Raw genomic sequence first — 13,437 nt, forward strand, 5'->3', positions numbered from 1 at the left:
GCTCCCACAGTTTTGATCGCATTCCGTCAGGTCAATCGTTGAAGTCGTAGTGCAATTCGTTATCCCGCGTGCTGATCCGCACCCCCGCCAGCGCCTTGCCTTCGAGCATGCGGGTGAGGAATTCGCGGCTCATGTCCGGCAGCAGGCTGTTGGTGAGGATGGTGTCGATCATCCGCCCGCCGCTTTCGGTTTCGGTGCAGCGGGACACGATCAGGTCGACCACGTCGTCGTCGTAATCGAAGGCGACTTTGTGGGTGTTCTCCACACGCTTCTTGATGCGGTTGAGTTGCAGGCGGGTGATTGCCTTGAGCATCTCGTCGCTGAGCGGGTAGTACGGAATGGTCACCAGGCGGCCGAGCAGCGCCGGCGGGAAAATCTCCAGCAGCGGCTGGCGCAGGGCCTTGGCGATTTCCTCGGGCTCGGGGATGTTCGCCGGGTCTTTGCAGACCCGGGAAATCAACTCGGTACCGGCGTTGGTGGTCAGCAGGATCAAGGTGTTCTTGAAGTCGATCACCCGGCCTTCGCCGTCTTCCATCACGCCTTTGTCGAACACCTGGAAGAAGATTTCATGCACGTCCGGGTGGGCTTTTTCCACCTCGTCCAGCAGCACCACGCTGTAGGGTTTGCGCCGCACGGCTTCGGTCAGCACGCCACCTTCGCCATAGCCGATGTAGCCCGGTGGCGCACCCTTGAGGGTGGACACGGTGTGGGCTTCCTGGAACTCGCTCATGTTGATGGTGATCACGTTCTGCTCACCGCCGTACATGGCTTCGGCCAGGGCCAGGGCGGTTTCGGTCTTGCCCACGCCGGAGGTGCCGGCGAGCATGAACACGCCAATCGGCTTGCTCGGGTTGTCGAGGCCGGCGCGGGAGGTCTGGATGCGCTTGGCGATCATCTGCAAGGCGTGGTCCTGGCCGATGATGCGTTTCTTCAGGTGCTGGTCGAGGTTGAGCACCGTCTCCAGTTCGTTGCGGGCCATGCGGCCCACCGGGATGCCGGTCCAGTCGGCGACCACCGAGGCCACCGCTTGGTAATCCACGGTCGGCAGGATCAGCGGAGTTTCACCTTGCAGGGTGCTAAGGCGTTGTTGCAGGTCTACCAATTGGGCACGCAATTGATCATCGCCGCTGTCCACGACACCGGATTTTTCACGCAACGTCGCACGGGTGGCGAGCAACTCATCCACCAGGGTTTTCTCTTCGGCCCAACGGCTTTCCAGGGTGGCCAGGCGCTCGCGTTCGGCGCTCAGCAGCGCTTCGCTGTTGGTCTGGCGCGCACCGATGGCGATGCCGATCGCGTGCTCGCGGGCGATGATTTGCAGCTCGGTTTCCAGTGCCTCGATACGGCGGCGGCTGTCGTCGACTTCTGCCGGCACCGCGTGCAGGCTGATGGCGACGCGGGCGCAGGCGGTGTCCAGCAGGCTCACGGATTTGTCCGGCAATTGACGCGCCGGAATGTAGCGGTGGGACAGCTTCACTGACGCTTCCAGCGCTTCGTCGAGGATCTGCACCTGATGGTGTTTTTCCATGGTCGAAGCCACGCCGCGCATCATCAGCAACGCCTTGTCTTCCGACGGCTCGGCCACTTGCACCACCTGGAAACGGCGGGTCAGGGCCGGGTCTTTTTCGATGTGCTTCTTGTACTCGGCCCAGGTGGTGGCGGCCACGGTACGCAAGGTGCCGCGGGCGAGGGCGGGTTTAAGCAGGTTGGCCGCGTCACCGGTCCCGGCGGCGCCACCGGCACCTACCAGGGTGTGGGCTTCGTCGATAAACAGGATGATTGGTTTCGGCGAGGCCTGGACGTCTTCGATGACCTGGCGCAGGCGCTGTTCGAACTCGCCTTTCATACTGGCGCCGGCTTGCAGCAGGCCGACATCGAGGCTGCGCAGTTCCACATCTTTCAGCGCGGGTGGTACGTCGCCGGCGACGATGCGCAGGGCGAAGCCTTCGACCACGGCGGTCTTGCCGACGCCGGCTTCACCGGTAAGGATCGGGTTGTTCTGGCGGCGACGCATGAGGATGTCCACCAGTTGGCGGATCTCTTCGTCACGCCCGACGATCGGGTCGAGCTTGCCGCTGCGGGCCTGTTCGGTCAGGTCGACGGTGAAGCGCTTGAGGGCTTCCTGCTTGCCCATCGCGCTCGGGGCCATGGCGCCGCTGGCCTCGCCCGGTACAGCACCGGCATTGAAGCCGTCGCTGGCACTCAGTGCATTCTCCGGCGAGTCGCCGACGTATTCGTCAAAGCGTTCGCTCAGGGCTTCGGCCTTGATCTTGTCGAACTCACCGGACAAGCCCAACAGCGCATGGCGCAGGCTCGGCGTCTTGAGAATTCCCAGCACCAGGTAACCGGTGCGCACCTGGCTTTCGCCAAACATCAGGCTGCCGTAGACCCAGCCACGCTCGACCGCTTCTTCCACATGGGACGACAAGTCAGTGATCGACGTCGAGCCACGGGGCAGGCGGTCCAGGGCTTCGGTCAGGTCGCGGGCCAGACGCGCCGGCTCGACATTGAACTGTCGAATGATGCGGTGCAGGTCAGAGTCCTGCAGTTGCAGCAACTGGTGAAACCAGTGGGCCAGTTCCACGTACGGGTTGCCCCGCAGCTTGCAGAACACGGTGGCGGCTTCGATGGCCTTGTAGGCCACGCTGTTGAGTTTGCCGAACAGTGCGGCGCGACTGATTTCACCCATGCTCTGGATTCCTTGAGGTGTTGGCGTGTTCGGCGTAATGCCGGGCCAGGATTAGGTCGTTGGCGTCATGCTCGGGTTGGCCGAGCCAGGTGTTGAAGCCCAGGCGGAACTGGCCGTTGAGTTGCAGGGCCGGCACTTCCGGTTGTTGCAGGATCAGGTTCAGGTCCCAGTCCAGTTCGTGGCCCAGGTACTCGGCGACCCACGCCACCAGCTCGTTGAACGGCTGGCTGCCGGGCAGCATGCCCATGTAGTCATCGAGCTTCAGCGGGCCCAGGCGAATGCGGAATTTATGCTGGCGGTCCCACACGTGGCTGCCCAGGCAAAAGTCCACGCCCAGCTGGTTGGCGCTGACACTCACGCGGCTGCGCTCGGGCAGCTCCAGCCATTGGCCGACGTATTCTTCGATCTCCACCGGCAGGCCGAAGTACTCGCCGAGAATCGCCTTCAGGCCGTCCGGATAGCGGGTTTGTGCCGACAGGTGGCCGCTGTAATGCAGCTTCGCGGTGTCGGGGATCAGGCCCTGGTTGAGCAGGCTCGGGGTGCCGCGACCGCTCAATGCGGCGAGGCGCGCCGACCAGTAGTCATCGTCCGGGCGGTCATGGCTGACGGTCGGCCGTGCCTCGGCCCAGGCACGATAAAACAGGGTCAGCAGGCGATGGTGGAACACATCCAGGAAGCGCTTGCTGGTGCTGTCGGCGTTGTTGCGTTGGCGCTCACGCACGTACTCGGTGATGTGCAGCGGCAGCGGGCCGTTGGGGCCGCCGAGGCCGAAGAAGAACTGCTCCAGCCGTGCCGGCTGGCCTTCGGCCCCAGGTTCGACCGAGGCCAGTGTGGCCGGCGCAAAGGTGCAATCGGCCTGCTGCCCGAGACGCAGCGGGTCATCCGCCAGGCGCAGGGAGTGCCCCAGGCGTGGCAGGTCCGGCGATTCGCACTCGATGCGCCGCAGCGCCTGGAAGAAGTCATATTCCCAGGGCTCCTGATGCATCGCATCCAGGGTACTCACAGGGTCGGACGGCGTCCGGGCTTGGCTTTCCATCGCATGATCTCGCCGCGTTCGGTGGTACGGATCACCGTCTCGGTAAAACTGTTGATCGACACGTAGCGTGCCAGGAACCGTTCAAACACCGCACCGAGCAGGAACACGCCGGTGCCGCGGAACGCGTTTTCATCAAATTCCAGAGTGATCTCAAGGCCGCGGCCAAACACGATCGGGCCGGGCATCGGCAGGCGCCGGGTCACCGCCTTGCTGCTGACTTCCCGCAGGCCTTCGATCTGCAATTGCAGGGCGGCGTCGTTGCTGTCGCCATACAGGCGCAGCAGTTCACGCAGGGCGGCGGCGCCCTGGCCTTGCTCGCTCAGCGACAGGTAGTTCAACGACAACTGGCTGATCAGACGCCAGGCCTTGGCGTCATGGGCATGGCTGGCGCGCGGGCGGCTTGGCCCGGCGACGCAGCGCACGGCCAAGACCGGCGCACTGTCGGCCAGGGTGAAGTCGGTCTTGCCGTTGCCCACGCTCATGAACAGCGGCAAGTCGCGGTTAGTGCACAGTGCGGTCACGCCCAGTTGGCGCAGGTCATGGCGGTACGGGGCTTGCTGGGTGTCCACCAGGCTGACGAAGGTTTCGCTGCCCACATAGGTGGAGCGCGGCCCGTTGCGGCGCTGGTCGCTGGACAACACGCGGGGTTCGCGACGCACCGTGTAGTAAGCCTGGTCACGGCCATAGCGCGACGGATCGCGTACTGCATAGAACGGCAGGAACGGCTGCTCCGGTCCGGTGCCGTGGCCCGTGATGCCGCTCAAGGAGTGAATCTCGAAATCCATCGGCCGCGTGCGGTCGGCGATCACATGGTGTTCGTTGACCCGCTCGGACAAGTGAATCCGGTCCACGCGCTTGGGAAACAGGTTGATTGCCGGGGTGCAGAACGGCACGAATTGCGCCTTGCCGACGCTGCCTTCCAGGCTTGGATCGTGACGGTCGAACAGCACGATCAGTTCCAGTTCCTGGCCGTCACAGCGTTTGACTGCACGGCTCAGTTCAGCGAATTCGACGAACAGAAAACGGTGGGGCAGGGCGAAGTATTCCTGGAGCAAGCGATATCCCTGGAACGCTCTCGGCACCACCGGCATCGCCGCATCGGCGTCATCGAAACCCCGGGAGCGCAAGGCCTCCGGCGGCAGGCGCTCAACCCAGTCACCGCCGGGCTTGCGCGCGAACACCGCGCAGGCATTGCCCAGCAGTTGTTCGTAGAGGCGGAACGGTTGTTCGTCGGCACCGCTGAGGTACAGCGGCAAGTTATCCAGGGCGAGGCTGTTGAACGGCAGCTCGGCGCCGGTACGCAAGGTCAGGCGCAGGCCAGCCTTGGCCTTGGGTTCGCTGGCAGCCAAACGCCCGAGCACGGCGGACGGGTTGCCGAAGTACTCGGCCTGGGCGACCTGCAACGGCCACAGCGTCACCGGGTGCGCGGTGCGGTACTCGCAGCAGGTCTGGGTTTCGCGGCCCAAGGCGGCGCGCAGGACGGTGTCGCGGGGCAGTGGAAAACCACTGGCCAGGGAGCCTTCATCGGGATCGGCCTGCAACTGCACCACGGTCATCGACGGGGTCGGCGCCAGGTAGTGCGGGTAGGCGATCTCCAGCAGGTTGTTGGTGAAGGTCGGGTACTCGGCGTCGAGCTTGAGCTGGACCCGGGCCGTGAGATACGCAAAGCCTTCGAGCAAACGCTCGACGTACGGGTCGGCGCAGTCCATGCCGGACAGGGTCAGCCGACTGGCGATCTTCGGGTATTCCTTGGCGAACTCGGCGGCGCTTTCGCGCACGTGGTGCAGTTCCTGGTTATACAGCTCCAGCAAGCGCGGGTTCATGGGCGTCTCCGCTGGTCGGCGTTGACCACACGTACATGGCCGGACTCCAGGTCCAGGTCGGTTTGCAGCAACAGGCGCAACGGCACCGGCTGCGCCCACAGGTCGCCTTCGATCTCGAAACTCAGGGCGTTGTGGTTCATCTCACCGTGGCCGACGCGTGCCTTGACCCGCAAGGTGTGGCGCAGGATGCGCGGCTCGAAGGTGGCGATGGCTTGTCGAATCAAGGCTTCCAGGGCGCTGATGTCGACACTGGAGACACTGTTGCCCGCCAGCGCCGGCAGCCCGTAATTGACCACCGACGTACCGGCCGGCGTGTGCAGCGTGGCATCGGCGTTGAGCAGTGAAGTGGTGTTGAGCAGCCACGTCAGGTCACGCAGCACCGAGGCTTTCAATTGGCTCAGGGACAGCACGCGTTTGTCGGCGCTTTCCTTGGGATTGGTCGGGTCATCGTCGGTCAACCGGTCCAGCAGGGACGGTTGCAGGCGATCGCGGGAAGCAATTTCAGTTACCACCAAAGCAGCTCCACGGACGGGTTGCGAGAGGAACAGGGGGCTTGCAGCCGCCACTTGGGGTGGCGGCTACAGGGGCAATCAGCGTTTGGTGTTGGAGCGAATGTTCCAGCCAAACTTGATCGCGCCGCCGTCTTTGGTGCCGTCGGCTTTCTGTGGCTGGTAGTCCACCATCACCTGGGCAAAGTTCAGGGTCACGTTTTCGGTCAGGCGGTCATCGCTGCCCGAACCACCGGTGCTCAGGGAGGTGACCAGCACTTCTTCCAGGTTGATGATCATGTACTCGACCTGGCTTTCACCGCCGGCCTTGCGCACGGTCAGCGTGACCTTGTCGATGTGCTTGCCGCTCGCGCAGTGCATCATCAGGTTGGGCGAGGCCTTGTCGACGTACTTGGTCAGCGACAGGTCCTGGATGTTCACCTTGCCCGCACCGCCGCCACCGCCCACGTGCATGTTGCCGGACTGGGCCATGCCCCAGCTCCAGTTCAACACGTCGATTTCGTCCTTGTGGGCCTTGTCCATGGACTCGCCCTTGATGTCGCCGATCTTGATGAAAATATCAACAGCCATGTTTTCTCCCTGTGTGGTCTCAGCCACAGAATTTGTTAACGCTGATCGTTCCCACGCGGAGCGTGGGAACGAGCGACGGTGTTACGCGCCTTTCGCCGAAGGCAGCTTCGATACCAGGCGCAGCGACACGGTCAGCCCTTCGAGCTGGTAGTGCGGGCGCAGGTAGAACCTGGAGTTGTAGTACCCCGGGTTGCCTTCGACGTCTTCCACGATCACTTCGGCGGCAGCCAATGGATGCTGGGCCTTGGTGGTTTCGGTGGAGTGCGCCGGGTCACCGTCGACGTAGTTGAGGATCCAGTCCTGCAACCAGCGTTGCATCTCGTCCTTCTCTTTGAAGGAACCGATCTTGTCGCGCACGATGCATTTCAAGTAGTGGGCGAAACGGCAGGTGGCGAACAGGTACGGCAGGCGCGCGGCCAGGTTGGCGTTGGCGGTGGCATCCGGGTCATCGTATTCGGCCGGTTTCTGCAGCGACTGGGCGCCGATGAAGGCGGCAAAGTCGGTGTTTTTCTTGTGCAGCAGCGGCATGAAACCGTTCTTCGCCAGTTCCGCTTCGCGGCGGTCGCTGATAGCGATTTCGGTCGGGCACTTCATGTCCACACCGCCGTCATCCGTCGGGAAGGTGTGGGCCGGCAGGTTCTCGACTTCACCGCCCGACTCCACGCCACGGATGCGCGAGCACCAGCCGAAGTGTTTGAACGAACGGTTGATGTTCACCGCCATCGCGTAAGCGGCGTTGGCCCAGGTGTACTTGGAGCTGTCGGCACCGTCGGTGTTTTCTTCGAAGGCGAAGGCTTCCACCGGATCGGTCTTGGCACCGTACGGCAGGCGCGCCAGGAAGCGCGGCATGGTCAGGCCGATGTAGCGCGAGTCTTCCGATTCACGCAGCGAGCGCCAGCCGGCGTATTCCGGGGTGGTGAAGATCTTGGTCAGGTCGCGCGGGTTCGACAGTTCCTGCCACGAGCCCATGCCCATCACGGTTGGCGAAGCGGCGGCAATGAACGGTGCGTGCATGGCGGCGCAGACTTTCGACAGCTCCCCCAGCAGCTCCACGTCGGGAGGCGACTGGTCGAAGTAGTAGTCGCCCACCAGGCAACCGTAGGGTTCGCCGCCGAACTGGCCGTATTCTTCTTCGTACATCTTCTTGAAGATCGGGCTCTGGTCCCACGCGGTGCCCTTGAATTTCTTCAGGGTCTTGTGCAGGTCCGGCTTGGAGATGTTGAGCACGCGAATCTTCAGCTGCTCATCGCTCTCGGTGTTGTTCACCAGGTAGTGCAGGCCACGCCAGGCGCTTTCCAGCTGCTGGAAATCCTGGTGATGGATGATCTGGTTGACCTGGGCGGTGAGCTTGGCGTCGATGGCGGCGATGATCGATTCGATCGACTTGATCGCGTCGTTGGACACCAGGTCGGTCTGGGCCAGAGCCTGCTCGGCCAGGGTGCGCACAGCGGTTTCCACGGCTTCGCGGGCACGCTCGGTCTTGGGTTTGAATTCTTGCAGCAGCAGGTTCGCGAACTCGCTGGCTTCTTCGGTGGTACCCAGGATCTGGGTGCCTTCGCGGGCGGTATTGTCAGTCATGATTACTGCTCCCCTGCAGGCTTGGGCGCGCTGGCAAGTGCCTGAAGCAGTGCCGGGTCCTTGATCGCCTTCATGATGATTTCTTCAGCGCCGGTCTTGCCGTCCATGTAGGTCAGCAGGTTGGCCAGCTGGGTGCGGGCTTCGAGCAGTTGCTTGAGCGAATCGACCTTGCGCGCCACAGCGGCGGGGCTGAAGTCGTCCATGCTTTCGAAGGTGATGTCCAGGCTCAGGTTGCCTTCGCCGGTCAGCTCGTTGGGCACGTGGAACGCGACGCGTGGCTGCATGGCCTTGAGGCGCGAGTCGAAGTTGTCGACGTCCACTTCAAGGAACTTGCGGTCGGCCACAGGCGCCAGAGGTTCGGCGGGCTTGCCGGCGAGATCGGCCATCACGCCCATGACGAAGGGCAGCTGGACCTTTTTCTCGGCGCCGTAGAGCTCGACGTCGTACTCGATCTGCACCCGAGGCGCACGGTTGCGCGCGATGAATTTCTGAGAACTTTGCTTCGCCACGTTGCTGCTCCTGGTCGCTTGAGCGACGGTGTTGTAACTGCGCGATCCGTACGCTTATTCGCTGTCCGGCCCGCGCAGATTTTCAAATTGGGACATGCCGTCGGGAATCAGGTTGCGCACGATGGCCGCAAAGTCGGCGTGCACCAGATTCTTCGCCCGGTTCAACAGCACCGGCAGCGGGCTCGAAGGCTCGTGCCGGGTGTAGTACGCAAGGATCTTGTCGAGGCTGCGCAGCACTTCATCGCGGCTTGCGATGTCGCCGGTCGGGCGTGCTGCAACGGGCGCGGCGGCGTATTCAACCGAGGGGGCATTGTCGTCACTGACAACCTCGGGCTCGCTGGCGGCGCCGCTGTGCGGGGCGTATTGGTTAAGTATCTGCACGGCCTGCTTGAGCAGTTGCTTCAAGGGGCCGAGGTCCACGCCCTGGGCGGAACCGACCTGGTCGCTGACGTATTGTTCGATGGCCTCACAGGCGTCGCGGGCGGCGTTCAGCGCGTCGCGGGTGGCTTGCAATTGCTCGGCATCGCTGTCGAGGAATGCGCCGTTAAGCTGTTCGGCACCGAGGTTTTCGCCGGGGAAACTCTGCAGCCCGCTGGCATTCAGCGCGGCGCGCAGGCTGACGGGCCCGAAGGTGCGCGAACGGGTGAGAATGGCCTCACGCAGCAGGCGGATGTTCGCGTCGCTGGCCACGCCGCTGAGGGCGTTGATGCGCACGGTGGGGTCGTTGTCGTCATCGGCATCCAGGCGCGGATGCAGGTCGGCCCAGTATTCGCGCAGCAGCGCGTTGATCAGCGCGAGTGCGTCGGCAAGCCCTGCAATGCCCTGGAGGGCGAGGGCGGCTTGCAACAGGAAATGGGTGATGCGCAGGTCTTTGCTGCGTTGCAGGAGGTCGAGACTTTGCTGCTGGATGCTGCGCCATTCCGGAGGTTCGGCAGGCAGGATCGAGTCGCCCATGCTGCGCTCGGGTTGACCCTGTGCGGCACGCTCAAGATGCAAGTAATCGGCGTCATATTCCAAGTCTTCGCCACAAGGCGAAGTCGCGGAAACGGCGGCGAGCAGCAGAGGCACATCCACTAAATTCGATCTCCCTATCAGCCCGTTAGATGACGGGCAACTCATGCATTAGTTGCGCGAGGAACTTTGCATGTTTTCTTGGTCTTATTTAGCGCTTTGACATCATGCCGATTTCAAAGTGCCATCATTGGTGTTCAAGAAGTTGTGCATTTTTGGTGTAGTACTTATGCCTTGTCAAGGTAAGCTATTCGCCCTCTATGACAGATGTGCGGTGCTTAACATCTTGTGCGACTGATCAGTCGAAGCAGGTGCCGAGGCAGGATTTTTGTCATACAGGCCGGTTAAGATCAGCAATTACGCGGGTTGAAGCAGGCTTTCAAGGTTTTGGAAGGATCTGTCGTGGATCTCTCGGAGCATTTCTCCCAGGGAACGGCCGCGCGCGAAGTATCAGCAAGGAGGCAAGATGTCGCTGTGCTTGACTATCACTAGTTATCACAAGATTACCCCTGGCCAGTGTTCTGAAAAGTCCCTGGACCAAGGAGTGATGGCTATTGGCCGCGGTTCCGAAAATGACTGGGTACTGCCTGATCCAGAACGTCTTGTTTCCACGCAACATTGCGTTATTCAGTACAAAGATGGTCGTTACTACTTAACTGATAACAGCACTAATGGAGTTGAGTTAGTGCATGCCGGTATTCGTTTGCGGCGGGGAAGCAGCGAGCCATTGCAGGACGGCGAACTGATCCGCATCGGCGATTACGAGATCCAGGCGCGTATCGATTTCAACCTGAAAGTGACAGATACCCCGTCTTTCACCGGTGACGCTTCCAACAGTTTCGAAGCCCTGATGGGCGCCGCCGTGAAGGCCCCGACGCCACCTCCGGTGATCGCGCCGCAGTTCCAGGGCGCCTCGTCGATGGACACCCTGCCGGACCTTTTCGACTTCCTCGCGCCCACCAGCGTACCGCCGGCCACCGTGCACGATCACGTGCCGGCCGAGCAGCACGACTTCCGCCCGCCGACACCGCTGCCCGTGGCTGAGCCGCCTGCGCCGGTGGTCTCGGGCTCAGTAATCCCCGAAGACTGGGATTTGTTCGGCGATGCTCCGGCACCCAAGCCTGTCGCACCGCCGCCGCCAACACCGCCACAGCCGCCGGTCATCGAGCCGCCCAAGGTCGAGCGCCCGCTCCCGGTGGCTGATGCCAGCCAGCCCGACCTGTTGCAAGCCTTCCTGCGCGGTGCGGGCCTCGATCAGTTGCGCCTGGACAAGGCCCAGGCCGAAGCCCAGATGGAAAGCATCGGCCGCAGTTACCGGCTGATGGTCGAAGGCCTGATCGACGTGTTGCGTGCCCGCAGCAGCCTCAAGGGCGAGTTCCGCATGCAGCAGACGGTGATTCAACCGGTGGAAAACAATCCGTTGAAATTCGCCCCGAATGCCGATGAAGCGCTACTGCTGCTCCTACGCCACAGCAATCAGGCGTTTATGGCACCGGACTTGGCCGTGCGCGACAGTTTCGACGATCTGCGCGCCCACCAACTGGCCGTCATGGCCGGGGTCGAAGCCGCCATCAAGCACCTGCTGACGCGCTTTGAACCGGCGCAGCTCGAAGAGCGCATGGGCAAGCCCGGCGGGCTGTCGAGCATTTTCAACGGCTCGCGCCAGGCCCAGTACTGGCAGCAGTTCACCGAGCTCTACAGCAATATTTCCCGCGAGGCCCAGGAAGATTTCCAGGACCTGTTCGGGCGTGAATTCAGCCGTGCCTACGAAGCGCACAGCAGCCGACAGCGTCACTAACAACGCAGTACATGGAACAACGGATAGCTAAGTACGTCATTGAGGACGCAGGATGATTCCCAGGTTTTTACTCGCAGTCGCCACCGCGCTTCTGCTGACGGCGTGTGCCAAGGATGCGGCCAAGCCCGAGGCCGCCGAAGCTGAGGCAGACACCGCCGCCGTCGAGCTGCATTTCCATGCCATCGCCGGGCTCAACCCCGGCGCCAATGGCCAGGCAGCCCCGGTACGGGTGCGGATTTTCGAACTGAAAAACGCCGCCACCTTCAGCCGTTCCGACTACTTCGCCCTGGCCGATCGCGCACAGTCGACCCTCGGCCTCGACCTGCTCGACCAGGACGAAGTGGTGATCCTGCCCGGCCAGCAATTGAGCATCCAGCGCGACCTCGACCCGTCCACCCGCCAGATCGGCCTGCTGGTGGGCTATCGCGAACTGGACCGCGCCGAGTGGCGCACGGTGCTCAACGTGCCGGCACGCCAATACACCGAATACCAGATCAGCCTCGATGTGCATGCCGTGCGTGCCGACGTCGTGGTTCCCCCATCCAGCCCTGCCCAATAAGAATCGGAGCCCCCATGTCCTGGAACAATCGCGTGGTCTGGTCGGAAGGCATGTTCATCGGAACGCAGCACTTCCAGCAGCATGACCGTTACCTGGAAAACCTGATCGATGCGCGCAGCCGCCCGTTGTCGGCGGGGGCCTGGGGCTTTTCCGAACTGTTGATCGACCAGGGCCTGCTGGCCCAGGGCAAGCTGGCGATCGTCTCGGCACGTGGCCTGTTACCGGATGGCACGCCGTTCAATATCCCCCAGGACGACCTGGCGCCGAGCCCGCTGAATATCGACGACAACTTGCGCGATGGCCTGGTGTACCTGGCGTTGCCCCTCAAGCGTGCCGGCGCCCGCGACACCGTCGACGAAGGCGAGGCCCTGGAAGCGGCGCGCTATGTCAGCCAGGTGCGTGAAGTGCGCGACGACAACGCGCCCTTCGAAAACCGTGCGCCGGTGGCGGTCGGCTCCCGCGCCTTGCGCCTGTTGACCGCCCAGGATGGGATCAGCGATTACGCGGCCATCGGCCTGGTGCGCATCAAGGAAAAGCGCGCCGACCGCGCCCTGGTGCTGGACGAGAGCTACATCCCGCCGGTCCTCGACGTGACGGCCAGCAAACCGCTGACCGCGTTTCGCAGCGAACTACTGGGCCTGCTGCACCAGCGCGGCGAAGCGTTGGCCGGGCGCGTGGTGGCTTCGGGCGCCGGTGGTGCTTCGGAGATTGCCGACTTCATGCTGCTGCAACTGGTCAACCGCGCCCAGCCGCTGATCCAGCACCTGAGTCAGTTGAGCCCGCTGCACCCGGAGCGTTTCTTCAGTGAGCTGGTGAGCCTGGCCGGCGAGTTCTCGACCTTCTCCACCACGGGCCGCCGCCCCCACGAATACCCGCAATACCAGCATGACGACCTGGCCTTGAGCTTCACCCCGGTGATGCAGGCCCTGCGCGAGGCGCTGTCGATGCTGATCGACAGCAAGGCCACGCCGATCCCGATTGTCGAGAAAGCCTACGGCGTGCACGTGGCGATGCTGGCCGACAAAACCCTGATCGACAGCGCCAGTTTCATTCTGGTGGTGCGCGCCGATGTGCCGGGCGAAACCCTGCGCGCACGCTTCGGCCAGCAAAGCAAAGTCGGCTCGGTGGAACACATCCGCGACCTGGTCAACCTGCAACTGCCGGGCATCGGCCTGCTGCCGCTGCCGGTGGCGCCACGGCAGATTCCGTACCACGCAGGCTCCACCTACTACGAGCTGGACCGGGGCAGCGAGCACTGGCAGCAACTGGGTAATTCCGGTGGCTTTGCGTTCCACATCGCCGGCCAGTTCCCGGGGTTGAACCTGGCTTTCTGGGCCATCCGAGGGTAATCCGCG

11 protein-coding genes are annotated in these 13,437 nt (G+C 63.0%); 3 read left to right on the forward strand and 8 right to left on the reverse strand.

Annotated features, from left to right (window positions below):
- Nucleotides 1-31: 31 nt before the first annotated feature.
- From tssH to tssA, 8 genes are all read right to left on the reverse strand, one after another.
- On the reverse strand, nt 32-2,689 hold the full coding sequence (tssH, locus tag HX814_RS07740; protein WP_102370174.1) for a type VI secretion system ATPase TssH: 2,658 nt from the start codon (nt 2,687-2,689) through the stop codon (nt 32-34).
- Nucleotides 2,682-3,725, reverse strand: a complete 1,044-nt coding sequence (gene tssG, locus HX814_RS07745) for a type VI secretion system baseplate subunit TssG (RefSeq protein ID WP_008439466.1) — start codon at nt 3,723-3,725, stop codon at nt 2,682-2,684. Before tssG ends, tssH begins: the two co-directional genes overlap by 8 nt.
- Nucleotides 3,689-5,548, reverse strand: a complete 1,860-nt coding sequence (gene tssF / locus HX814_RS07750; protein WP_003213350.1) for a type VI secretion system baseplate subunit TssF — start codon at nt 5,546-5,548, stop codon at nt 3,689-3,691. The genes tssG and tssF overlap by 37 nt, the downstream gene beginning before the upstream one ends.
- Nucleotides 5,545-6,060: a type VI secretion system baseplate subunit TssE gene (tssE, locus tag HX814_RS07755; RefSeq protein WP_003213348.1), complete on the reverse strand. Its 516-nt coding sequence runs from the start codon at nt 6,058-6,060 to the stop codon at nt 5,545-5,547. The genes tssF and tssE overlap by 4 nt, the downstream gene beginning before the upstream one ends.
- Before the next feature lie 78 nt (nt 6,061-6,138).
- Nucleotides 6,139-6,627 carry a type VI secretion system tube protein Hcp gene (locus HX814_RS07760; protein ID WP_003213345.1) on the reverse strand — a complete coding sequence of 163 codons (489 nt, stop codon included), beginning with the start codon at nt 6,625-6,627 and terminating at the stop codon, nt 6,139-6,141.
- A gap of 81 nt (nt 6,628-6,708) precedes the next feature.
- Nucleotides 6,709-8,205, reverse strand: coding sequence for a type VI secretion system contractile sheath large subunit (gene tssC, locus HX814_RS07765; RefSeq protein WP_003213343.1), 1,497 nt, complete (start codon nt 8,203-8,205; stop codon nt 6,709-6,711).
- Between the two features lie 2 nt (nt 8,206-8,207).
- Entirely contained in the window at nt 8,208-8,714 is a 507-nt protein-coding gene (gene tssB / locus HX814_RS07770; protein ID WP_003213340.1) for a type VI secretion system contractile sheath small subunit, read from the reverse strand.
- 54 nt (nt 8,715-8,768) lie between these two features.
- On the reverse strand, nt 8,769-9,788 hold the full coding sequence (gene tssA / locus HX814_RS07775) for a type VI secretion system protein TssA (RefSeq protein ID WP_087693721.1): 1,020 nt from the start codon (nt 9,786-9,788) through the stop codon (nt 8,769-8,771).
- 403 nt (nt 9,789-10,191) lie between these two features.
- Between tssA and tagH the strand changes: the two genes are divergently transcribed.
- Genes tagH through tssK form a run of 3 tightly spaced genes read left to right on the forward strand, consistent with a single transcriptional unit; the run spans nt 10,192 to nt 13,431 of the window.
- Nucleotides 10,192-11,523 carry a type VI secretion system-associated FHA domain protein TagH gene (gene tagH / locus HX814_RS07780; protein ID WP_102370170.1) on the forward strand — a complete coding sequence of 444 codons (1,332 nt, stop codon included), beginning with the start codon at nt 10,192-10,194 and terminating at the stop codon, nt 11,521-11,523.
- Nucleotides 11,524-11,575: 52 nt separating this feature from the next.
- Nucleotides 11,576-12,082, forward strand: a complete 507-nt coding sequence (gene tssJ, locus HX814_RS07785; RefSeq protein ID WP_003213332.1) for a type VI secretion system lipoprotein TssJ — start codon at nt 11,576-11,578, stop codon at nt 12,080-12,082.
- 14 nt (nt 12,083-12,096) lie between these two features.
- Complete coding sequence (gene tssK, locus HX814_RS07790) at nt 12,097-13,431, forward strand: type VI secretion system baseplate subunit TssK (RefSeq protein WP_003213330.1); 1,335 nt, start codon at nt 12,097-12,099, stop codon at nt 13,429-13,431.
- Nucleotides 13,432-13,437 lie beyond the last annotated feature (6 nt).

Source organism: Pseudomonas sp. C8002, from assembly GCF_013385765.1.
In the GTDB taxonomy this organism is placed as follows: Bacteria; Pseudomonadota; Gammaproteobacteria; order Pseudomonadales; family Pseudomonadaceae; genus Aquipseudomonas.